This window comes from Tepidibacillus fermentans (assembly GCF_004342885.1).
GTDB lineage: Bacteria > Bacillota > Bacilli > Tepidibacillales > Tepidibacillaceae > Tepidibacillus > Tepidibacillus fermentans.
Window position 1 is genome coordinate 1 of sequence record NZ_SMAB01000024.1, and the last position, 24,466, is coordinate 24,466.

At 35.9% G+C, this 24,466-nt stretch carries 19 protein-coding genes, 1 pseudogene and 1 CRISPR repeat array; of the genes and pseudogenes, 1 reads left to right on the plus strand and 19 read right to left on the minus strand.

Annotated elements, in window-relative coordinates; genetic code table 11:
- Positions 1-141: 141 nt before the first annotated feature.
- Positions 142-4,989: a CRISPR direct-repeat array (repeat unit 37 nt; unit sequence GTTTCAATCCTCTTTAGTCGAGTCTAGTTACTGCATC).
- A 272-nt stretch (positions 4,990-5,261) separates the two neighbouring features.
- The 5 genes from EDD72_RS11260 to cas6 all read right to left on the minus strand — a co-directional run bounded on the left by EDD72_RS11260 (position 5,262) and on the right by cas6 (position 12,185).
- Positions 5,262-5,966: a type I-A CRISPR-associated protein Cas5 gene (locus EDD72_RS11260; protein ID WP_132770375.1), complete on the minus strand. Its 705-nt coding sequence runs from the start codon at positions 5,964-5,966 to the stop codon at positions 5,262-5,264.
- 9 nt (positions 5,967-5,975) lie between these two features.
- Entirely contained in the window at positions 5,976-6,905 is a 930-nt protein-coding gene (locus tag EDD72_RS11265; protein ID WP_132770377.1) for a DevR family CRISPR-associated autoregulator, read from the minus strand.
- A gap of 15 nt (positions 6,906-6,920) precedes the next feature.
- Positions 6,921-8,603 (minus strand): hypothetical protein, encoded by a 1,683-nt coding sequence (locus EDD72_RS11270; RefSeq protein ID WP_132770379.1) that lies wholly within the window; start codon positions 8,601-8,603, stop codon positions 6,921-6,923.
- Positions 8,600-11,023, minus strand: coding sequence for a CRISPR-associated helicase Cas3' (cas3, locus tag EDD72_RS11275; RefSeq protein WP_132770381.1), 2,424 nt, complete (start codon positions 11,021-11,023; stop codon positions 8,600-8,602). Before cas3 ends, EDD72_RS11270 begins: the two co-directional genes overlap by 4 nt.
- A 187-nt stretch (positions 11,024-11,210) precedes the next feature.
- Positions 11,211-12,185, minus strand: coding sequence for a CRISPR system precrRNA processing endoribonuclease RAMP protein Cas6 (cas6, locus tag EDD72_RS11280; protein ID WP_243643833.1), 975 nt, complete (start codon positions 12,183-12,185; stop codon positions 11,211-11,213).
- Between cas6 and EDD72_RS13125 the strand changes: the two genes are divergently transcribed.
- Positions 12,170-12,229: a hypothetical protein gene (locus tag EDD72_RS13125; protein ID WP_424565548.1), complete on the plus strand. Its 60-nt coding sequence runs from the start codon at positions 12,170-12,172 to the stop codon at positions 12,227-12,229. The two genes, cas6 and EDD72_RS13125, sit on opposite strands and share 16 nt — an antisense overlap.
- 41 nt (positions 12,230-12,270) lie before the next feature.
- Here the strand turns inward: EDD72_RS13125 and cas4 are convergent, their stop codons facing one another.
- The 14 genes and pseudogenes from cas4 to EDD72_RS11345 all read right to left on the minus strand — a co-directional run bounded on the left by cas4 (position 12,271) and on the right by EDD72_RS11345 (position 24,457).
- Positions 12,271-12,846, minus strand: a complete 576-nt coding sequence (gene cas4 / locus EDD72_RS11285) for a CRISPR-associated protein Cas4 (protein ID WP_132770385.1) — start codon at positions 12,844-12,846, stop codon at positions 12,271-12,273.
- Positions 12,843-13,118, minus strand: a complete 276-nt coding sequence (gene cas2, locus EDD72_RS11290; RefSeq protein WP_132770387.1) for a CRISPR-associated endonuclease Cas2 — start codon at positions 13,116-13,118, stop codon at positions 12,843-12,845. Before cas2 ends, cas4 begins: the two co-directional genes overlap by 4 nt.
- A 2-nt stretch (positions 13,119-13,120) precedes the next feature.
- Positions 13,121-14,122, minus strand: coding sequence for a CRISPR-associated endonuclease Cas1 (gene cas1, locus EDD72_RS11295; RefSeq protein WP_132770390.1), 1,002 nt, complete (start codon positions 14,120-14,122; stop codon positions 13,121-13,123).
- Positions 14,123-14,555: 433 nt separating this feature from the next.
- Positions 14,556-14,726 (minus strand): type II toxin-antitoxin system antitoxin, encoded by a 171-nt coding sequence (locus EDD72_RS11300; protein WP_132770392.1) that lies wholly within the window; start codon positions 14,724-14,726, stop codon positions 14,556-14,558.
- A gap of 6 nt (positions 14,727-14,732) precedes the next feature.
- Complete coding sequence (locus EDD72_RS11305; RefSeq protein WP_132770395.1) at positions 14,733-15,635, minus strand: SPFH domain-containing protein; 903 nt, start codon at positions 15,633-15,635, stop codon at positions 14,733-14,735.
- A 233-nt stretch (positions 15,636-15,868) separates the two neighbouring features.
- Positions 15,869-16,054: a hypothetical protein gene (locus EDD72_RS11310; RefSeq protein ID WP_132770397.1), complete on the minus strand. Its 186-nt coding sequence runs from the start codon at positions 16,052-16,054 to the stop codon at positions 15,869-15,871.
- Positions 16,055-16,057: 3 nt separating this feature from the next.
- Positions 16,058-16,255 (minus strand): cold-shock protein, encoded by a 198-nt coding sequence (locus EDD72_RS12890; RefSeq protein WP_243643834.1) that lies wholly within the window; start codon positions 16,253-16,255, stop codon positions 16,058-16,060.
- A gap of 198 nt (positions 16,256-16,453) precedes the next feature.
- Positions 16,454-18,085, minus strand: a pseudogene (locus tag EDD72_RS11315) (TIGR03986 family type III CRISPR-associated RAMP protein); the annotation flags it as partial.
- Positions 18,075-18,473, minus strand: a complete 399-nt coding sequence (locus EDD72_RS11320; RefSeq protein WP_132770403.1) for a hypothetical protein — start codon at positions 18,471-18,473, stop codon at positions 18,075-18,077. The pseudogene EDD72_RS11315 and the gene EDD72_RS11320, both read right to left, overlap by 11 nt.
- A gap of 14 nt (positions 18,474-18,487) precedes the next feature.
- On the minus strand, positions 18,488-19,756 hold the full coding sequence (locus EDD72_RS11325; protein WP_132770405.1) for an RAMP superfamily CRISPR-associated protein: 1,269 nt from the start codon (positions 19,754-19,756) through the stop codon (positions 18,488-18,490).
- A 2-nt stretch (positions 19,757-19,758) separates the two neighbouring features.
- Positions 19,759-21,351: an RAMP superfamily CRISPR-associated protein gene (locus EDD72_RS11330; RefSeq protein WP_132770408.1), complete on the minus strand. Its 1,593-nt coding sequence runs from the start codon at positions 21,349-21,351 to the stop codon at positions 19,759-19,761.
- Complete coding sequence (locus EDD72_RS11335; protein WP_132770410.1) at positions 21,348-22,004, minus strand: RAMP superfamily CRISPR-associated protein; 657 nt, start codon at positions 22,002-22,004, stop codon at positions 21,348-21,350. Before EDD72_RS11335 ends, EDD72_RS11330 begins: the two co-directional genes overlap by 4 nt.
- Positions 22,005-23,507 (minus strand): Cas10/Cmr2 second palm domain-containing protein, encoded by a 1,503-nt coding sequence (locus EDD72_RS11340; protein ID WP_132770413.1) that lies wholly within the window; start codon positions 23,505-23,507, stop codon positions 22,005-22,007.
- Positions 23,508-23,509: 2 nt separating this feature from the next.
- Positions 23,510-24,457: a hypothetical protein gene (locus EDD72_RS11345; protein WP_132770415.1), complete on the minus strand. Its 948-nt coding sequence runs from the start codon at positions 24,455-24,457 to the stop codon at positions 23,510-23,512.
- Between the last annotated feature and the right edge of the window lie 9 nt (positions 24,458-24,466).

Genomic DNA, 24,466 nt, shown 5'->3' on the forward strand with positions numbered 1-24,466 from the left:
TATTTGCCTGCTAAAGCATACATTTACGATAGAACGCCTTCTCTTTTTTTGCTAGTATTTTCTACCAATCTCCTCGAGAAATATTTTACGCATATTACTGCATCGAAAAAAATATATGAAGAGTCAACTATGATTTCAACAGTTTCAATCCTCTTTAGTCGAGTCTAGTTACTGCATCTCTTTTTTCCGAATTTCTGCGCGAACGTGGTCGAATGTTTCAATCCTCTTTAGTCGAGTCTAGTTACTGCATCCTACTGCCACAATATCCACAACGTGCAATGCCAATTAATAAAGGTTTCAATCCTCTTTAGTCGAGTCTAGTTACTGCATCTTAAATATGCGTTTGAACCTGTTTTTCCCCATACTGTTTCAATCCTCTTTAGTCGAGTCTAGTTACTGCATCCTACTGCCACAATATCCACAACGTGCAATGCCAATTAATAAAGGTTTCAATCCTCTTTAGTCGAGTCTAGTTACTGCATCTGCCACCTGGTCATAATAATGATGACAATTGCTCCAGTTTCAATCCTCTTTAGTCGAGTCTAGTTACTGCATCTAAAAAATTCTGGAGTTTATAATGATGATAAGACAGTTTCAATCCTCTTTAGTCGAGTCTAGTTACTGCATCGGTAAAGTTTTTAGTGGCACATGACACAGGAAATCCGTTTCAATCCTCTTTAGTCGAGTCTAGTTACTGCATCCAAGCTCTCCAACGAGCTGAACTGCCTTCAGCGTATTGCTGTTGTTTCAATCCTCTTTAGTCGAGTCTAGTTACTGCATCACGGTCGACAACTGCAACTTGCTGCTTTCCGTACTTATGTTTCAATCCTCTTTAGTCGAGTCTAGTTACTGCATCTGTGCTCAGGAAATGGCTGCACTCAAACATCCGCTTCTGGTTTCAATCCTCTTTAGTCGAGTCTAGTTACTGCATCGAGCAACAAGGAAATGCCAAAGGTCAATGACTTCCTCAGTTTCAATCCTCTTTAGTCGAGTCTAGTTACTGCATCCCTCCTTAAATTGTTTGGCTAAATTTCTTGCCTTTTAGTTTCAATCCTCTTTAGTCGAGTCTAGTTACTGCATCAATTACAAAAAGGTTTTAGTTAAAGACACAGATTATGTTTCAATCCTCTTTAGTCGAGTCTAGTTACTGCATCTGTATATGGTTAAAAGAAAGAAAATATCACTTAAAAGTTTCAATCCTCTTTAGTCGAGTCTAGTTACTGCATCCATTGGTTTGCAATACAATTGTCTTATCTTCATCAGAAGTTTCAATCCTCTTTAGTCGAGTCTAGTTACTGCATCCTTTATTTATATTGATACTGACAATCAAGGAATTGTAAGAGTTTCAATCCTCTTTAGTCGAGTCTAGTTACTGCATCAGTGGGTATTAGAAGCAATGAAGAAAGCAGTTGTTCTGTTTCAATCCTCTTTAGTCGAGTCTAGTTACTGCATCCTATTGATGGTCAAACGGTTGAATTAGATATTATTGATGTTTCAATCCTCTTTAGTCGAGTCTAGTTACTGCATCAAAACGACGTTAAAAATGCTTATATGAGTGAATTGGGTTTCAATCCTCTTTAGTCGAGTCTAGTTACTGCATCCCCCCGTCGTATGTAGCCCCATGTTCAGGTTTTCGAGTTTCAATCCTCTTTAGTCGAGTCTAGTTACTGCATCAGCGCAACGTATTATGTGTCAGGTTATACAGCTCGTGTTTCAATCCTCTTTAGTCGAGTCTAGTTACTGCATCACCCCCGTCGTATGTAGCCCCATGTTCAGGTTTTCGAGTTTCAATCCTCTTTAGTCGAGTCTAGTTACTGCATCGTAACATCAGTGCCAACCGATTAAGGAAGCTCGTTGTGTTTCAATCCTCTTTAGTCGAGTCTAGTTACTGCATCACCAAAAAAGGTAACAACGCATTGAAAGATGGTGAACGTTTCAATCCTCTTTAGTCGAGTCTAGTTACTGCATCTTGGAATACACTCTCCATCAAAAGTGTTTATGGAAATGTTTCAATCCTCTTTAGTCGAGTCTAGTTACTGCATCAATCAATGGATGGAGTGGTGCATCGCGTGATTGTAGAGTTTCAATCCTCTTTAGTCGAGTCTAGTTACTGCATCCTTCATATTGTTGAATGTAGTGCTGACCATATTTCAAAGTTTCAATCCTCTTTAGTCGAGTCTAGTTACTGCATCACTGGATCCACTGACGCTCGCCAACCAGACGAAACATGTTTCAATCCTCTTTAGTCGAGTCTAGTTACTGCATCGAAGAAGGTGAAGTATCTGGAGATACTACATCATCTCGTTTCAATCCTCTTTAGTCGAGTCTAGTTACTGCATCAAAACGACGTTAAAAATGCTTATATGAGTGAATTGGGTTTCAATCCTCTTTAGTCGAGTCTAGTTACTGCATCCCCCCGTCGTATGTAGCCCCATGTTCAGGTTTTCGAGTTTCAATCCTCTTTAGTCGAGTCTAGTTACTGCATCAGCGCAACGTATTATGTGTCAGGTTATACAGCTCGTGTTTCAATCCTCTTTAGTCGAGTCTAGTTACTGCATCACCCCCGTCGTATGTAGCCCCATGTTCAGGTTTTCGAGTTTCAATCCTCTTTAGTCGAGTCTAGTTACTGCATCGTAACATCAGTGCCAACCGATTAAGGAAGCTCGTTGTGTTTCAATCCTCTTTAGTCGAGTCTAGTTACTGCATCTGAAAATTTTTGAAGAAAAAGAGATAGAGATCATTAGTTTCAATCCTCTTTAGTCGAGTCTAGTTACTGCATCGAACACTGGCAATCGGAACACTGGCAATCGGAACACGTTTCAATCCTCTTTAGTCGAGTCTAGTTACTGCATCTGCGAACAATCGGATTATATGCAATAGATCCTGATGAGTTTCAATCCTCTTTAGTCGAGTCTAGTTACTGCATCATCCACGCCGTTGTAATTTCCATAGAGCGCAGCTGGTTTCAATCCTCTTTAGTCGAGTCTAGTTACTGCATCACATGGCAACAATCAGAACTGCAATTCAAGTTTATGAGTTTCAATCCTCTTTAGTCGAGTCTAGTTACTGCATCTTCGTCGAAAAAATACGGAACACTTCATTCCGCAGCAAGTTTCAATCCTCTTTAGTCGAGTCTAGTTACTGCATCTGCAATACTTTTGGTAGCTGTGTGGAATGAACTTCATTGTTTCAATCCTCTTTAGTCGAGTCTAGTTACTGCATCAACCTCTCCTTTGGTTTAATTTTACCACGCTCTGAGGTTTCAATCCTCTTTAGTCGAGTCTAGTTACTGCATCAATGAAATTTTGGCTGGTTGGGATGCTATTGACACTGGTTTCAATCCTCTTTAGTCGAGTCTAGTTACTGCATCTTAAAAACGCCGTCCGACACATACGAAACTTTGTTCGTTTCAATCCTCTTTAGTCGAGTCTAGTTACTGCATCCAACGTAGACGGAATATTTGTTGTGTCAAACTTAGGTTTCAATCCTCTTTAGTCGAGTCTAGTTACTGCATCTACATCAGCCCAAACGGTTGCAACGTCTGTCCAAGTCTGTTTCAATCCTCTTTAGTCGAGTCTAGTTACTGCATCATAGCGACGATGGGACAACATGGGCAGCTGTTCCTGCGTTTCAATCCTCTTTAGTCGAGTCTAGTTACTGCATCTGAAGATTTGCCATTTTAGAATTGGGAGGAATAGAAAGTTTCAATCCTCTTTAGTCGAGTCTAGTTACTGCATCGGAAACAGAAGGATTTACTATGGTAGAAATCAGACAGTTTCAATCCTCTTTAGTCGAGTCTAGTTACTGCATCCCCAAACTCAACTAAGTGGGCGTGAGATCCTTTCCCGTGTTTCAATCCTCTTTAGTCGAGTCTAGTTACTGCATCCCAACTATGTGTATTGGGATGGTATCCAATTAGTTGAGTTTCAATCCTCTTTAGTCGAGTCTAGTTACTGCATCTGATTTCATTCCAAACGATCTTACTTTGTTCTGTTTGTTTCAATCCTCTTTAGTCGAGTCTAGTTACTGCATCCGGAAATTCAATTAAGAGACGAGAGAGCGGATGAAGTGTTTCAATCCTCTTTAGTCGAGTCTAGTTACTGCATCTTGCTGCCTCATCTGAAAAATGATATTGAATTTTTCGTGTTTCAATCCTCTTTAGTCGAGTCTAGTTACTGCATCATTCTGGAATGCAGTGCAATCTGTTAAGAGTACAGTTATGTTTCAATCCTCTTTAGTCGAGTCTAGTTACTGCATCTCAACGTAGACGGAATATTTGTTGTGTCAAACTTAGGTTTCAATCCTCTTTAGTCGAGTCTAGTTACTGCATCTCTTCTTATCCCATTTTGGTTTCTTCAAATGCTTTGTTTCAATCCTCTTTAGTCGAGTCTAGTTACTGCATCCAGCGTGCGTTAATTTCATCGGCTTCACCAGCTGTTAAGTTTCAATCCTCTTTAGTCGAGTCTAGTTACTGCATCAATAGCAAGGACAGAGTTGGCATATGCTTATAACTTGTTTCAATCCTCTTTAGTCGAGTCTAGTTACTGCATCAAAAATGTCAAAGGTGTGTTTGGGCAGAGGATACAGTTTCAATCCTCTTTAGTCGAGTCTAGTTACTGCATCAGGTATACTGACACCAAACGAGGCAAGGCTATTGCTGTTTCAATCCTCTTTAGTCGAGTCTAGTTACTGCATCAAAACTAACTGATGATGAGTTGCTAGCGATTGTAAAGTTTCAATCCTCTTTAGTCGAGTCTAGTTACTGCATCTTATACCATAAAACGGGTGAGGGGGAAATGTACACAGTTTCAATCCTCTTTAGTCGAGTCTAGTTACTGCATCTGCAAGTTTTCCAGCGCCTTTATATAATCCACTAATGTTTCAATCCTCTTTAGTCGAGTCTAGTTACTGCATCTTTGCTAGCAATGCTCCATAACGTATCACCTTTTTTTGTTTCAATCCTCTTTAGTCGAGTCTAGTTACTGCATCCGCGAAAATTAGTGCGGAAAAATACAGTATTGATGCAGTTTTTAAAGTCAATTTTGATCAGAAACTTTCGAAGATCTAATTTTTGCTAAAAATGGTCTTTAATCTGCGAAAACTTATATTTCTTCTTTTTATTAGTATGCCCTAATCTATGTTCTTTATTATCCTAATGCATCTAAATATAACTTTAAACTATCTTCATGAGATTTTGCAATAACTTATACAAAATGATAACTTTTCTCTTAACTTAGTAGTAGGGAGGAGGGTATCCCTCCCTACTCAGCTTTTACAAAATGTGTATAGCTTCGACTTGAAGATTTTAAAAGATAGGGAACAGCAACTGGCAACAATAAGCGATCTTTCCCGATTTTACTCTTAGTTTCATCATACGTATTAATGTTTTGAAATAATGCATTAGAACCAATATCATCTAGCTGCTGAAATTGAACATGGCTATTAAAACTTGTGCGTTCATCTCCGAGTATCCAGGTAAAATCAGATGACAATTCTTCTTCATTTATCATTTCGAAACCTTTGAATTGAACAAAACTACCCCTCTTGCCAAAATAACGCACTCGAATAGAAGCCTGTTTTAATAACTCTATCTGATCAGAGTGTAGCATATTAAGATTAAAGGCAATTTTTAATAATCCATCAAAGTGAACAAACTCACGATAAGCAATTGACGAAATAAACTCTTTCTGATTAGGATTATTTTTATCCTTTTTGGGTTCTCTTAGAATCTTAATAAAGCTATTATTAACTACAGCATGTTTGGGTGGGGATATCCGAATGACTAAATCCTTAACCCAAGGGAATTCGTTTTCTCCATCTTTCCCCATTCGATATAACGCATTGATTAAAGCAAGTTTGATGGAGTACATGGTAGGAACAATATTCGTTCTCCCGCCAGAACTGGTTGAATTCGTATTCTTCAAGCTAAATAAAGACGTATGTTCATATGTCGCAATGAGCCACATGATCATCACCTACAGTTGTTCAATAAGATCAGCCATCAATCTAGTAAATTCAGACTGTGTTTGGAAGGAAAATGTCTCAATTCCTTCTTGAATACGATTTAGTTCTTTTGCAACTTTTTCAATCTCCTCTTTATAATCTGAACGAATAGGACTAATGGTTGGCGCAGGAATACTGTTGTTCGATACAGAAATTATCCCCTCAAATCCAAGAATATGTGGATTTTGCGTATTTCTCATGGCTCCAGATGGTTTGATAAATGTGTATAGAATACTTTCTAATACAGCACGGGTACGTATTCTTCGTTCCTCTTCATCGATTACATATTCACGAGTCACATCATTAAAACCAATGCGATCTAATTCAACATTTAATACGACCGCATATTGTCCAGAATTGGCAGGCCTATAGAAAATGTTTTGCCCTGTATTGGAACCATCATCTGCACCTGATCCTGCTTCTCTTTTTTGATCAAATTTCACATGAAAATGAGACTCACTGTGATTTTTTTCAGGGATCCCTACTAACCAACCAAACTCCACAACTGATTTTCGTGGTGTAGAACGATTGTCTTTGGTAATTAAAACTCCCTGCGTATCATCCATGGCACAGTATTGGAGCAATGCCGTTGTCACTTTGGCAACGTCCTTTTCTTTTCCAATCGACTTGAAAAACTCATCATCAGCATTGATGCGATTCGCATCTAAACTAGCACAACCTTTACATAGTGCCTTATGCTTTCTTTCTATTAATATATGATTGAGGTGTTCGGTTTGCATATGTTTCAACATATCACCAGATACAGCATTAACCACTTCCAATTCCCCATGTTCATTTATAATATGTACCATTCGTGTTTGCAGATGGTTACCTTCTGATCCCTCATTGTTGAGCGAATGCATATCTAACGTAATTCTTCCATTGATCGATAATGATTTCATCAATATCCATCCTTTCTATTCTGGTATTACAATCGTTTCTTGATTTTCATTATTTTCCTCAGGGATGTCTTCCTCTTGTTGACTGGTTTTTGCTGATGCATATGCTATTAGCAACATTGCGATTGTTTCTGATTGTTGACGATATTGATCGAAAAGCTTAACAAATTCCTCAATATCCTCGGTTGAAACACGTGCTCTTAATCGCTGATTAGGTTTTAAGTTCGTTGCTTGTTGTTCCAATTTTCTAGCTGCCTCTTTGTTATAGTCATTAATAAACTCCATTAATTTCGCTAAAAATTTTTCTGGGAAACTGGCTTGCTGTTTAAGATTTTGAAAGAGATCATAACGGATTTCATATTGTTGTGGCCGATATTTTTTGGCTACTTGTTCATTTACTGTTGCATTACGTATCGCCTTAGCAATATTTTGGAAACCTTTATTCTCTACAATTTGTGCATAAGTTAGATTGCTTTTCATGAGTAACCTCCTTAAGTTTTCCTCTGTAAAGCGAAAAGGGGGATATCCTTTTTTATCACTTAGCTTTTTCATCACATACATTCCATATCCAGCGAAAAAACGGACAATCTGATCAAAGTTATCAGTAGATAAACCATCACGATAAATTTGAAGTAAATGTATGTCTTCACTTTTCTTTTCATCTAATTGCCGAATACAAGCTAGATGTTCTTCAATGATTCCTTTCATTTCTTGTATGTCTTCCTGTGTTTGAATAGGAAACCAACCTGGTAAGCGAATAAAGGACTGATTGATCAAGGATTTCACTTGTCCCATATCTTTAAAATGTGCAACTTGTATACCATGCAGTATTTCATTCACTTTGTGATCTTTTACTAATTGATAATGGTCGAGTAAAATGTTTACTAGAATTAGTACAGCCGTAATGTCAACTTTAACGGATGTCCATGCTAAATGCTTTTGCCGTAATCCACGAATAATTTCTGAACGTAATTCTTCATATGCGATTTTTCCTGGAATAATCGCTACAAATTTAATATCCTTGTCCATCGAATAAGCATGTAGAATGGACTTCACACCAAGATACCTTAGATATTCCTCGAATCCATCCATTAAAGAAGTTGGAAAAGAGGATATAGGTACTCCATCAGGCTTTGGACGATTAATCCCTTTTCCAATCGACGGGTTAAAAGCTTGTACAGGTGAAGCTTTTAAAGAGAGTCTTGTCGGAACTTCCTCAGATTGTTTTCCCATTGAAAAACCTTCTAGTTTTTTCCTTACCATCAAAGTGAATTTCTCTTTATCTGCCTTTTTGATTTGTTCATACATCGAATTGTATGTACTCAATGCTTGTAAAATTTTTAGATTTTGGAAAAGTGGCCATTCAGGATCTGGTTTTTGTGTCTCAATCTGTTGTTTTTCTTCGTCTGTTAAGTTTTTGATGTTCTTTCTTTTCTCACGATACTGATCTGCTTTTTGTTTATCTCGATCATACATTTTATTGGTATAAGGTCTAAAACCAGGATCTTTGATTAAATTCTCGTAAGGCAATTGATCAAGATCAACATTTTCTGTTAAAGAGAGTAAAAAACTACTTCCCTGATCTTCAATCATGATAGGTTTCAATGTTAGCTGGTATATCAATTCAGCTAATCCTGCTGCACCTAGTGCATCAGCATAACTTCCACGGTTTTTCCAATAAAGAAATTGCTTAACTTTCATAAGTTCACCTCCTTTAATTGATATTCTTTTTGAGATTGTTGGTCAGCTAATCGGATATTTCTGACCACAAACCAATACCAAATCCAGGCAGTTTCTTGGAAAGGTTTTACCCAATAAGGTTTTAGGTTTTCTGTCTTTTTCCATTTCATGTGCTCTTGATTAAAGCTTAGTCCTAATTTAGTAAGTGTAGTAGCCAAGGTTATTTGAGCATTTATTGTCAACTTTCCTTCTGACTTAAGATTTTTTGCGTAACTATGATGATGCCTTGCAATAGCAGCAAATACCCCATTATTCAGTTCCTGTTGAATCTGTTCATTCGCTGTTATTTTCCCTACCCTTTCCTTCACCATTGGATATGAAACATAAGCCCCTTCGATGGCATGAGGGATTCGTTTTTGTTTTTTCCATTCAATAAAATCATCTTGATTGGTTGGATCATAATCGGTATGAGCCAAGTAATCTTTGACTTCTTCGTTTCTTCTTCTTTTTTGCCAATCCCAATAATTTTTTGCTATCTTTTCATTTAATTTTCCTACATCATGAAAAGCAACTGCAATTTCTGTTAATTGCTCTAAATTTGCTTTTTCTACATGGTAATAGTTTGCAAAATAGGTGAATGCACTCTGATTTTTTGATTTCTGCTCTTGGAAAATAGACCGGACATTTGCAACATGTTCTTGATAAGACTCTTTCTTATAACGATATTGGGGATGCAGTTCCTTTGATTGATCAAGGGTATATCTTGCTTGGTAGACTGGTTTTAATTCTTCATCTTGATCATGTATGGACTTAAATATTAAACCGATGTCTTTTTTATAGGAAGCAAAATGAGAATGAATAGCTAGAATTGAATAATGGTCAATCTCGTTTATATCTGAAATCTCTATCCAATCCGATTCTTCCAATCCCTCTTCTGTCACTATCGTTCGATATCCCCATATTTTACCACGAATATCAGGGTTTTCATTGAACAGTTTCTTAATGGTACTAGTATGTATAGAGAAACGTTCTGGTATTAATGACATATCTAATGTTTGTGGTTGATCGTGAACAATGATACTAACATTGATTATCTCTCTCACCAACTTGGGTATACCGCTAAAATCGCCATCCTCTAGATTTGTCGATACCTCATGCTTGATCGTTGCCATAGAGATAGCCTGCAATTGCTCTAGATCAATTTCTTGATGGATGGTTTCTATGAAATGCCCTTCTTTTTGAATGGTCATCGCAAAACTAGACTCTTTTGACAGATAATCTTTTGTTTTTTCAAGAAGTAATTTATCTGTTTTAAAATATGGCGAGGTATCAAGATTCCCTTTTTTATTAAGTGGAAGATCGAAAACATAAACTTCGCCTTGTTCCCCAATAAAACGGGCGCAGCGACCCGCACGTTGAACTAAAGCGTTTGCTGGTGCGAGTTCAGTGATTAACATATTGGAAGAGAGATCAAGACCTACTTCAATCACTTGAGTAGCGATGACAAGGGTATGCTGGTTTTGTTTTAGAGAATGCTTTCCCAATGATTGAATGACCTTTTGCTCGATCTCCCTTCGATCTTCTGGAAGGAAGCGGGAATGCAATAGATAGATTTGGTCATCAAGAGAGTTCCTTTCATTTAATAGACTTTTTATTCCAAGATAAAATTGTTGTGCTCTTTCTACACGATTGACAACAACGATGGTTTTTCGAATCCCTTCTTGATTAAAATGATAATGAAGTATTTGTTCAATAGTTAAAGGTTGTTCTTTCCAATATAAAACTCTCTTTGCTTTTGTGTTCTGCACAGATAGAGATTTAAAGGATGCTAATACGCTTTCCCCATCTATTCGTTGCTTCATTTCCTCAATCACTGTCATAGGTATTGTCGCGGTCATCAATAAAAATCGAGCAAAAGGACGAAAACGGCGAACCAAATCTAAGATGGTTGGCAAGCTTTCTTTCGGAACAGTATGGATTTCATCAAAGACAAAATAGGCTCCTGCAAAAGCACCAGGAGGAATATTGGATTGTCCCTTTGAAACAGATAGGGAGGCACCTATATAATTGCTTAATACTTGGTCAATCGTGGTGAGGATAATATCCCCTTGAAATAAGGGATCATCTGGTTGATCTCCCATTTGCATCGTTACACGTAAATCTAAATTTAATTCTTTTATTTTCTGCTCGATTTCATTATAGATCGATCGAACTAATGTTCGCTGAGGTAAAACATAAAACAATCGATCTGCAAAGATTCTGCCTGCTTTCTTTGCGTATAAAAACGGAAAAACCGCAGCCCAAGTCTTACCTGAGCCTGTTGGGGCACTGAGGATTGTAGGTATTCCCTTATATAAATATTTTGCTGGTTCTAATTGAAAGGGACGTGGCGAATAACCATTTCCTAATAATTGTTGAAAAAAGTTTCGTTGACCTTCCATAATAACACATATCTCCACCAAATTTTTGTATAATATGGGTATTCTCTACAACTGCAAATTGTTCCTGCTTAGATTTTTAAAAAATTGGAACAAATAAATAAAAAAACATGCTGTGGTTCAGGTCATAAAGATATGAACATTTAACACATATCTTTCAATCCCTTTTTCTCAGCATGTTTTCATTAAATTAATGACTGGCAACTTTTATTTTACCTAATCCAAACACAGGATTTTTTCCGATATGAATCCATTCCGCTAACTTTAGCCATGGAAGATATGGTTCAATCTCTCCTCGATACAATGCTTTACCTAAAATTCCACCTAGTTTAATCCTTTCCTGTTGCCGATTTGAGTATCGTTCCCAATCTACCCATTCAATCTGATCTTTGATCAATTCAACCTTTGAAGCGTGAAGAAAAAATTTCTTAAAATCCATTTCAAATTGCAAATCTTGATGAAAATACAAAATTGATGTTAACCTTCTCATCGTTGCTTTCATCACATCTTCAAATTGGGGAGCAGTGGAAAGATATTTTCCTCCTTTTTGTAACCTTGTAGGTGTTAGAAAATGAACCCATAGTCTGTTATTAATATATTGATTTTCTACACTTTGGAAGATTTCATTGGCATAGATTGGTTCCCATCGATTATAGATTCTTCCTGCCTCCCCATCATAAATCAATGTGTTTAAATCGTGATGAAGATTGGTTTGAAAAACCTGTCGTAAGTTTAATGAATGGTGATTTTTCCCTAAACCTTGCTTACCCATTTCTTGAAAGGTGAAAATAAAATAAGGAAGATAATCAAGGGCTTTTCCAAATAAGATGAAAGCAAAATGCAACTTTTCACCTGGTGCAAAATATGTACGTGGATCTAAAATAGGTTCAATAACAAATGGTCTAGGGATACTTTCGTATTTTTTTAGTACCTCTGAATTCTCAGGGGGTTTAGTTTCAAATATGTACTGATAAATGCAGTTATCTAGATGGTCTTCACTTCCACAAGTACAAGCAACCATTTTAAAAATATGGCCAAAAGCACCACGAATAGTAGAACCTTTATAAGGTGGTAGATTTACTCCATAACTCCCCACTTCATAGATCACTTCAAACCTTGCTATTTGTAGTTTTCCAACAATATCTAATAATTCTTGATCAATCAAATCTATCCTCTCCCCATTTTTCATTCAATCATTTATTTATCTAATTTAAAATTTGCTATTATAGATAATAATCGAGATGCAGGAATTAATACAAATCATTACAAAATTTTCGAAATTCACAATCATGGCATCTTCTTCTAGAACGTGGCTCAGGAAAATGTTCTTTTTCAACAATGTTATGGATGGCGGATATGGCTTTTACCACATAGTTTTTCATCTCTTCTGTAATAGTAATCTTGTGTGCTGTCTTTGTAGGAATGATATAAATAAACCCTTCATGAATTGGTACTCCATATTTTTCTTCAAGCAATAATGCATAGGCACCGAGTTGGTATTTTACATTAGCTCGAATCCCACGTAAGGTATATTTCATTTCCACCGGATAAACGGGTTGATCTCCTTTATTACTTTCGATCAGCAAATCCAATTTCCCAGACAAACCTAATCGTTCTGAGTGAATAGGATAATTAAAATAACGCTTTCCTTCGATTAATCCGTAAGATTTCAGTCCTCGACGTTCTTCTTTATTTCTTTCTATTTTGTGTTTTTCCCGTCCATATTCCATCTTAAAGGTTGTTTTTTTGTTCACTGGCATGACATAGGTGTAATAAATGACTCTTGGGCAATACACATATTGTTTTAGGTCGGTAACCTGAATCAAGCTTCTTCCACCTCATCAAACTCATAATCTATATTCTCTAATTTAATAATCTGCGACCGATCTTTTTCACAAATTGGAATCATGATGATACTACCGTTCGTTAAGATGATGTAATCATTTAGTCTGAACATTAATTCTTCCCGTCGATTTTGATTTAATTTACCAAAAAAAGCACTATATTGTATACGTTTAAGGCCATAATCTTTTAGTCTTTCAGCTACTTTCGTTCGTATCTTATCATCAGAAATGTCATAAATTACCATAACATACATGATTACCAACTCCCTACAAATGCTTTATAAGGTTTATTCTCACGGAAATAAGATGCTAGTTCTCTCGTTTGCATTTGAATAATTGTTTTTATCGTATATCTTTTTCCATTATATCGTTCATGACTATCGAGTCGTTCAAAAATTTTATCTCGCAAACGGGTTCGTGTTTTTAAGTCAAGTTGACCTTCTTCTAAAACAGGATGAAACCCCTTTGTTACAATAGAAATAACCGCACGATCCACGACTGGTTGACGAAAGACTTCGATCAGGTCATATTGAAGTGAGGATTTACCAGGGCGATCCGTATGAAGTAGGCCTGCAAAAGGCTCTAAACCGGCCCGAAGTATCGCACTTTGTACATAACCTCCAAGAATGGCATATCCATAATTGAACATCATATTCACAGGATCTTGAGTCCCACGTTGTTCCCTTCCAGGAAAATCTACTTTTTTCTGCAAGATTAATTGAACACCATCCCAATAAAAAGTCGCTGCGCGTCCTTCAATAGCAAAAAACTTGTCCCTCACATCGGCTATTGAATTGCCTTGAATTTTTTGAATCAATAGAACATGTTCGAAAACTTTCTCAGCTAACATGTTGATCGACTCATATTCATCAGTTTCTTTTCTACTTTTTAGATAGTATTTCAATACACGATATTGATTCGTAATCTTGGCAGTTAGAAATTCTTTTACCATCTCCACACTTCGATAATCTTGTAAACTGAGAATTTGTTCCCGACGGGTTTTTACAGTGGCGTGTAACATTGGTGAATATACAGAAGCAATCGGCTGTTGACGATAATCTAGTAAATGAATTTGGATTCCATGTTTCATACACTCTTCAATCACATCGGTAGATAGAACGGCACCTTTTGTTACAAAAAAGATATCCTCTATTTCAAAGAAGGGAATTTCATCTACCACCTTCCCTTGCTTTTTGATAACAACTCTTTCACTTTTTTTATATACACCCATACCATAATCATCGATGATTACATGCATAGTATCCCCTCCAATCTACTAGTTATTATTGTTATTGTTAGATTTGAAGAGAAATATACATATTTTACAAAATAAAAAAAGCAAACCTCGTAAACCATTTTAACGTTGGTTGTTAAAGCCGATGATAAAATCCACAATATAGCCGGAAAAAATTCCCCACTCACAATAGAACCATTGTGTCAATGAGAGAAGCTATGGTTCGTGATTACGAGAGGGGAATTTTTTATGATCAAAGAGATGTATGAAAGGGGAATGAGTATTTCCGATAATGCGAGGGAATTAGGATCAGTACTAAGTCGCCAGTTGAAATTTCTCCATGACAAGACGAAATCAACATAAAGAATACAATAGATAAAATCCACTATAAGGAGCCGTCATATAGCGTAAAGCGTGCACATTATAGTTAGAAGTGGAGCAGCTTTAGCTGGCATTTTTAATTTTTTTTAATCTTATTCTCTTTTAAACGGCCTGCTTTTTTGACCGCTTCCCGAAGTAAATATTCGATATGGGAATTTACCGACCGAAACTCGTCCGTTGCCCATTTTTCTAGTATTTCGTATAAAACTGGGTCTATTCTTAAGGGAAAATTTTTCTTTTTGGCCATACCGTATTAGTAAATCGTTCCAGTGTTGATTACGGGCTGGGCAGAGCGGTCCGAGACAATAGCGACCATTAAATTATTGATCATCTGGGCTTTTCTTTCTTCGTCTAAAGCAATATTGGCGTCTTTTTCTAACCGTTCAATTGCCATCTGAACCATACCGACAGCTCCCTCCACAATTTTCTGCCGGGCGGCTAAAATAGCTGATGCCTGCTGGCGTTGCAGCATGGCCTGGGCAATTTCGGTGGCATAGGCAAGATGGGTAAGCCTTGCCTCTATTACTTCTACACCAGCGACTTGAAGGCGCTCCTGCAGTTCTGAGGCAAGCTCTTTAGCCACCAAATCCGAATTTCCTCTAAGGGAAATCCCTTCTTCCACAAAATTATCGTAGGGATACTTGGACGCAACATGTCTTAACGCTGTTTCGCTTTGAATTTCCACAAACTTTTCGTAATCTTCCACATCAAAAACCGCTTTGGCGGTGTCTATAACTTTAAATACTACTACCGCAGCAATTTCCACCGGATTTCCTTCGACATCATTTACTTTAAGTTTAGCGCTGTTAAAGTTTCGTACCCGAAGGGAGACCTTTTTATGGCTGGAAAAAGGAAGGGTCAAAAAGAAACCGCTTTCCCGAATCGTACCTTTGTAATCGCCAAAGAAAACAACAACGGCTCCCATGTTAGGCTGAACGATAGTAAGGCCGGAGGCTAAAGTGATGCCTAAAAGTAAGAACACTGCTGTTAAATACCAGCCCCATGGTAAAAAACTAAAATTTAACATTAATAAAGGGAGTGCATGAGAAGCTTCCATAACGGTATTAACAAAAACAACAACTGCCATGGCTAAAAAAACTAAGGTTAATAAAAGTCCCAAATAGCCACTTGCCTTCCATACCTTTCTTTCTTCCATAATCATACTCCTCCTTGATTTTAAAATTATTTTAAAATGATATCACTTTTAGCAAAAAATGTAAAGGGCGAAAGTGTCATCTTCCGCCCCTGCGTAGGTCTCGTTTGTATGATGGGCTGCAACCCGCTTTTCGTAGGCCAACTCCTGTCGACGCGTTTTCAGGCCACAGGAATTGCCCCTACAAACAAATCGATCACCTATATCGTTCATGACTATCGAGTCGTTCAAAAATTTTATCTTGCAAATAGGACATATTCTCCTTGAATCAGTAACAGATCTCCTTGATTAGCATTCCGTCCAATCCAGTCTTTAATAGGTTCTAGCCATTTTGCATTCAATTCTCCTTCAGGAGGAATATTTGACCAGATTTCTTGTAAATCAGGTGGTAAATAGAGAAATGATGAATTATCATCGGTCAATGTTCAATAAACAATTACATTCAATGCTTGTACCCCTTTATTTCCTTGAGCGATATCGAACTTCACTCTTGCCCCTTCTATAATAACGGAACTATTTCCTTTTATTTGAGAAATATGAACAAACACATCCTCTTTTCCATCATCACGTTCGATAAAACCAAAACCTTTTTCTATATTAAAAAATTTAATTCTACCAGTTATTCCTTTTTCAGAGAATAATGATTGAGTAGATGCTTTTTTTACTTCAGAGTTCTTTAGATTTTTTGTTGGTTCAGAATTTCCATGCGTACTTACGCCTTTTGTTATTTCCAAAATAGTTGGAAGGGATAATCTTAATTTAAATTCATCTAAATTCATATATCTTGTCTGTTCTTTTTGTAAAATAGTTGTCTTAATTGCTAATAATTCACGAATCGATTGATGATTATCTATATTGATCTGATATTGTTTATGAACATATTTCTTATACTCATCAATATAATCTTCAAACCATTCTTCTTTAAAAAAATCAGGAGATATCGACGAGTATTTTTTGTGTAAATTTTCAGTATACAATTTGATATCTGAAATTTTAATTTGGCCATATCCATATGGTTTGGCTAGTCCTATTTGTTGGTATGCGTCCTCTTGTAGATAAACAGCCCATAAGAGCAATCCAAGTTCATCTTTTTTTAAATTATTAAAATGAATTTTTCCTTTAAATTGAGTTCCTTCGGCTAAAGGAAAAATCTCTATATCTACCTTTGAATTGGGTTTCCCTGTATTCACTGGATTAATTTGATCTTTTAACCAGTATTGTTTAACACCCCGTAATTCAAATAAATCTTTATCATTATAATTGAGTAAAGAATTTTTATCTGAGCCATTTGGTTGTTTAAGATAATTTGGAAAACAAGTCGCTTTTGGCTCGCCAAGTACGATTCGTTCCTTCTTCGCTTTTTGAGGGGTTCCTATTACGACCGCATCTTCAAAACTTACTCGACTCTTATAACTTTTTTCCCCATCACTGAAACCAAAAATGGCTTTCATATAATCAATTTGATTTAGCTTTAAATTGTCAGGTATCCCATCATGTATGGTACCATCATAAAAAATTCGTAAATATGGAGTAAAACCAAAATAGGTGAAACGACCTCCCTCTGCATAAAATATTGGCTTTTCCTCACCGATGTTTTTTGGCAAAGCGTAGAAGGGATCTTTATCTTTCTTCTTTCTTGCTAGATCTGCTTCATATGCTCGGATTTCTTCTTTTTTTAACTTTATTTCTTGAGCCAATTCATCTTTTTCATTGATAACATAATGGGTCACTTTTTTTTGCATAAAACCTGAACATAAGAGATAACCTTGTTTTTTAAGTGCTCCTTTAGCTTTTATATCTTTTATATGAATCTGATTATCCAATAGATTCAATTCAAAGGAAACGGGCGTGATATAAGGATGATAATTTGGATTTTTCCGTTTTTGATCATACATGTAGCTTATCTCTACACCTTTAGGATTGATCTTCCGAAGATTCATCTCACTAATTCTAAAAAAGGTTTTTCCTTGTTCGTGTTTTGCTGGTATAATTACATATTCCTCTTTTCCGACACGACGGATATATCCAGCTTTTACCTTACCCGGTGTTTTTTGTAGTGGATCTGTCCGAATATCAATCTTTTGGTTATATTGGTTTCGTAATTTTTTTGAATGATCCGCTAATCCACGATAAAGGAACAGTTTATCTTCAATATCCTGAGCAAAGCTTGATAAACCCAATATTCCAACATTTGTTCTGATCATTCCTCGTAGGCTATTCCCTGGAATGGCATAATCTCCTGCAATATTTCTGAAAAATTCTTGTTTTCCGTCTGAGACAAGGATAGGGGTTTTTGCTGTGATAACATATTCTATATAACCGTTGATATGGTCATCATAGTAGGTATCATGCCTTGGTAATTGTTCAAGAGAAGAATATCTTACGATTCGATTTTTGGGAAAACTTACGAAATTATAAGGTGCTACGGCTTCCTTTCCATGTTTACCTTGCATGATAGTACTCCCCTTCCCTAAAAATCACATTAGCTGGTCTTGAATACCTGATGTAGGCCTGTCCATCTTGGTCATAATCAAGATAATGCTTTATAATCAATTTATCCCCAAATCGTTCCAATAAGTGATTCTCGCTAAATGAATGATCAAGATCATCTTCTGTTTCCATGAAGATCACGGCTTCCAACTCATCCCTTTTAAAAATATGAACCTCAGAATCTTCATTAAAAAAACGAGCCTCTATTAAAGTCTCCCGATCTATTAAGAGATCTTCAATTCGGGTTAATTGAACAGAATTATAGGAATATACTAAACCATATATCAAACCAATATCTTGTAAATAATTTTTATCTAGTGCCTGCTCTATGGAAATCTTTTTAAACAACATAGTAATCCCTCCAACTAGGATAAAGCTCGAATATATTGAGTCAGCTTTTCTGAACGTTCTTCCCTATCTAACTGAATTACAATGGTATCTTTTCCGTCTCGAATAACCATTTTATTCCCTTGTAATCTTCCTCGTCCGACGTTATTCCCGCTTCCAATTGCAACATTGCCCACTCCAATATCACGCAAAGCTAAAATTAAAACTGCAATGACTTCATGATCAATTTTTGGATCATGAACTAATTTATACCTTACTTTTAAAGAAATGCTACCCAAAATAGGTTCTTCTGTCATTAATGCTCCACCAAATACACCACTAGTGAAACGGTCTATTTTGATTCGGTGATAGACACCACTGTTCTGTCCCTTTTGTTCGACAATGCTGTCATCTATGAAAACTCGACCTTTTGCTCGTTCTTCATATTCCTTTGTATCTTTACCAAAAGCAATTTCGATTACATATGGTTTCTTATAATAATTTAATATTCGCTGACACTGATTTCGTAACACCCCTTTTAAGCTTGATCCTGGAATGATATATTGCCCATCACTATTTCTAATGTTCTCCGCATCGGGTAAATCCGCATTATTCGTACTTGGCGCTTTTACTAAAAGTGGTGTGGTCAGATGTCCGTCCAGTTCTATTTCCATCATATCTAACGGAAGGGAAATGTTTTTCACTAGATCCGTAACCTCTTCTCTTACTCCCTCTCTTTTTAAGTAATTCCCTAATGAATGGGCATCCTCTAAATCAAATTCCTCTTTTTCTACTTTTACTAATTGGAAGAATCCTACACCTGTTGTACCATGGCCGCCAAAATTGATATGTTGTTGATCTAATGCATTAAGACACTGGTATAACAGATTTGTTAATTTTTCTTTTTGATCTTCATTTTCTGAATACACTTCCATTTTAAGAAGAAATTGATGATTCGCTCCAAGATACTCTCGTTCTAATTTATGATTCTTCATTGCAGCTCCTGTAGCTGGATCAATTCTTACACCTGGCCGACGTTCCACATTCTTTTGATCGGATAATGAATCGTAAAAGTAGATTTGGCTTTCTCTTTCCTGGGAACCAAAGATTTCGTTTGCTTTCTCAACCCCATCATGTTCTGATACATAGGAACGGAATACGCCAGCAATACTTGTTGCTGGAAGTATGGCTTTGTTCTCAGTCGGATCGATCAATATTTCATTATCGCCTGTTCCAATATGCAATGGTCCAATATTCTTCACTTCAGCAAAGAGAACAGTTACAAAGCGTTTCCCTTTTATCGCCATTGTTATTCCCCCTTTCTTACTTCTCTTAACCCTAATCGGAAATAATCTTCTAAAAACTTTAGATTGCTTTTATAGACATATTTCTTGCTTAGCTCTGGTTCAATATTCCCTAATTTAATTTGTTTTCTTGTGATTAAATAGTTTCTCTTAAACAATTCAATATCATCCAAATGATGGATAAATTCTCGTAAATAATCTACTATGTTATTCTCATTCACTTTTACATCTTTTAATTTAAAGAATGCCTTCGTGCTATTTGCCTTCTTTTCTAGGTGATTGAAATATTCAAGAAATTGTTTCTTCCCTTCCTCTGGTTGAACAGATTGTAGATTGATCGATAGTTCAAGCAATTTTCCTATTTGAGAAGAAGATCGCTTTAATGGATCCCATTTTGTTTTCTCGTTTAATTCTAAAACTTTTAATGGGCGTTCTTTTTCTACAATCTGTTGATAAATATCCGTAAGAATCATTTTTAACTGATGTTGATCTTGCTGGGTAACTAAAGATGAATCAAAGGTAATATGATTTTTTTCATGGATTAGTTCAATTTCAGAGCCTAATAGACTATCTAAAATCACAATTCTACCAAATCCTTCTTCTCTACGATCTCCTATTCCATGATCCATTAATTGTTCCATCCGTTTCTTTTTTAGTTCCCCTTGATACTTATATTTGAATATACTACCGGCCTTAATGGCGATGTTTTGTGGAAGTCTTGTCCCCCAATGGTTGTTATACCCCGAAGAGACTCTTGTTTGAATGGAACTTTGTTGCAATTGAACCGATTCTAATTCTAAATGATCTTTGAGGTAAGCTTCGTCGATATAACTTATAATTTGGCCATTTCCATCCCTTGAAATTATATCTGACATGACATAAATGAAAAATTCACCAAAAAACATTTCCTCATCCACTTCATTTATTAGCTCAGGATTCTTATCGACAAGGGTTACATTCTTAATCAAACATTTTCCATAACCAGATCCTTTAGATCCTCCCAAATAGAAAATTTGTTGGTCCATAAGCTGAACAATCTCATCAATCTGATCAAAGAATTCGGTTTCAACAGCGATGACTCCTATAAATGTCTGCCCTTGTTTAATGGCCTCATATCTAAACAAATTCTCTTTTTCTTCCCGTTTATTGATATGTAAATGGAACACTTTCTCCACAGATATTAATTGAATACGTTCTTCATCAAATATACAAAATTCACCTAATCCGAATCTTTTATCATCTTCGCAAATAGGATCCATAAATTCATTTAATACTTCTAAAACACCTGTTCCGTCAAATTTTTTAAGTGTTTCCTTATCTGTATAAAAACAAACTGGGAAAGGAAATGTTCTTTTGTCATTTTGTGCAGGATAAGCATTTAAGAATTTCATCCCCCCACTTAGCAACATTTTACGGGCTTGTTCGTTTTTGCTAATATCCAACTCTGGATATCGTTTCAAATATTGATGAATAAATGCCCCACGAATTGTAGACCCTGCGATATAGCTTAAAGCATATTGATTATCAATTTGTGATCCTTGACTTCCCATTTTGATATCTTCAAGTGTTTTGATTTCAAACGTTATGTATCGGGTCACGCTTTGTTCATCCTTTCTATGAAAGAATTGACATATTTCTCTGTCACGTCTTTTCCATTACAGAACAATCTTGCTTCTATCGAACCTTTTCCTTTACTAACCATGGTACCAATATGCCTTAAACTGGAAATTCCAGCAGCTAGTAATTCTAGTTCCTGTTCTTCTAGTTCTCTTTCTAAATATAACTGTGAATAAAAGATATATCCCTTTTTGATTACTCGCAAATTACGTAGGGAACGTTTTCGGGCTACCCCTTTTTCATTCACACTTGTAAATGATCTAATCTCTGTTAATGATTGTAGGACTTCCTCTTTTGTGAACAGACCAGATTCAATTCCATAACGAATTCCATTCTTTATGGAAGATCCCAATGTCGCATCCGATATTTTTAAACCATTATGAAGATTATCCCCTGCTTTGCCGAATAAACGATATACATAGGTATCATATTCTATCTGATTCGGAATTATTTTTTTCATCTTGTCTATAATATTTTCCACTTCTTCTCGTAGCCTTCCTTTTAGTGTTTTCCCTTTAAAATATGGTAAACCATAGTCATCATGTACTACCTCTAAATCTACAGATCCTGGTATCGATTCTCCGCTACCAAAAATAGTTTCAGATAACAATTTAAATTGAATGGCCCATTCCACCTATTTCTCCTCCTTAATCTCTATAAATAGATCCATCATTTCTATCGCATCAAAATATAAACAAACATGATCGGTAGTAAAACCATTGGTTAATTGCATATTGCCTAGGTAATTGAACAATGAATTCAATTGATTTATTTCAATAAATACTTTGCTTCGACTAGGTCCTTCTTTAAACACTTCACGTAATTCTTTTAGTTTGCTTCTAGCCACGTCAGATTTTGATATATTCTTCAAAGACTCTTTAAAGTTGCTATAGGAACGAAAAGAATCTTTATTATTCAGATAAAGTGGTTTCATTGTTAAAGAAAATGGAGTGCCTTCCGTATCTTTTAATTGATAATATTGTTTCCGTATTTGTTGCAAACTGCCTGATAATTCTCCATAAACAATATGCCAATCCAATATGGAGAAATCTTTTTCCTTGTAATCTGAGAGGATACGTCTTTTCCCATTTTCACTTAATTCTTCTGCTAACTTGTAAGCTTTTGAAAATGGATAATGAGACTTCACAATAGCAACCCCAGCACTGGCATTGAGAGGAATATTCTCCGTATCACTAATCGTTAGATGTTTACTACTTAACTTTTCCAAAAAAATTCGTGCGGTTTCAATACCAATTTCCCCATTTGTTACATAAGTAATATCATCACCTGCAACAATAAGTGGACGTATTGGCAACATTGCTTGATCTATTTTTAATTTTTCTTGTAACAATTGTTGATCCCTACTTAACACATTAGTCATTTCCTTAAAAGCTTCTTCATACGCATCCGCAATGTTCTGGCTAAATTCAGCTAATTTATGTAAATACATCTCATTATGTTGTTCTAATGATATTTCACCTGTATATCGATGCAATTCTTTAAATAATTTCAGTTTCTTCCCCATTTGGTTCCCATCGATATATACAACGGCAATAAAACTTTTTTCTGCTCCTTTTAAGTCGTCAAACTCTAAAGGATATTTATAACCTTTTGGAAGCAAGTTTGAGAAGTATGACTCATGTTTTTTACTAAACTCGATCTTTTTATGGATCTCGCTGGATATCGGTTTTCCTCCATCAATATAAGTTGCAGGCATTTGTGTGGAATGGCAAATTTTATGTAGACCAAAACTAATTTGTCTTGCAGTTGTTTTTCGTTCGCTTTTCTTTCTTTCTAATTTTTTGTATGCCTCGTCAATGATGGTTGATATTTCATCAACTTTTGGGTCAAACGCTTGGTGAATAATGAACAGTTCAATACCTGAAAATTCAATTACAACTTCTTTAGAAAATTCTCGAACAAAATTTTTTACGCTATCTAATTCTTTGAAACGATAAAGAACTTTACCTCCCGCTTCATAAATGACATCGCCATGAAATTGGGTGACATATTTGTTTGAAAGTTCCTCTGTAATATATTTAATAATGATAGAAGCACCTATATTTTCTTTTAATTTATTACTTCGAAAAATAAAGTCCTGTTTCCTTGATATTTCTGAAAGAACAATGTATTCCACAATTATAACCCCTTTACTAATTTTTCTATTTCTTGTTGATTCACATCCGCTGAGTTCATAATTCTGATTCGATCCTTTAAATTAATCCTTTGTGATTCACTTAATTCATTTTCTATTGGCTCCGTCCTCATTAAATTCCCATTTTTATCTTGATAATTACAAATATAGAAAAGCCTAACCTGTTCCCCTCCAATTTTCTCCGAATGATCTTTCGCTTGGAAAATCTTAAATTTTAACATATTTTTACTTGCAGGTTGTAGATCTTTCCTTAGACAAGTTAACTGATAACCGTGAACATACACCTCATCAAAATGGATTACCATTTCTGGCTGTTCAACATTTCTTACCGTTACATTTTGAAATTGAGCATATTCCTGAGCTGTCTCTAGTTCTTCCGCATGGATTAACTCATAGCCATGAATTTCAACAATATCTTCTAAAACCCTATCGTACTTATCTACCATTTTATTGATTTCATCAGCATGATATTGTTGCTTGAATTCATACAATATTTTTCCGATTTCTCCATCAACATAACTAAATAAGAAATAAAACTCATCATTCTTAAAAATCTCTTTCATATATTTTTTGTTTTGATGATATGAAAGCGCAGCCATTGTTTTTGTACCTCCAGTATAATTGAGTGCAATGGTCTTTTCTTTAAACGATTGACCTTGTTTTTTAATCTCTAGCATAATCTTGTCTATTGTATGTTTTATTTCAATCGGGTTGCTTTTGTCTGTAGCAAAAGATTGAATGGTAAGATTTGGTCTACGCTTTTTTAAGGTTTTTGCGATGTGATCTTTAATCCTGTTAGTCCCAACAATGTTGTCAGAACCTTCTGTATATATAAGAAAAACCTGCGAGTGGTCATCAAGGAATTTATCTGCAGCGATTAAGTTAGGAAGAGGGTTTGTCCCTACGATAAAAATCATATAGTCTGCTTTCATTGATCCACC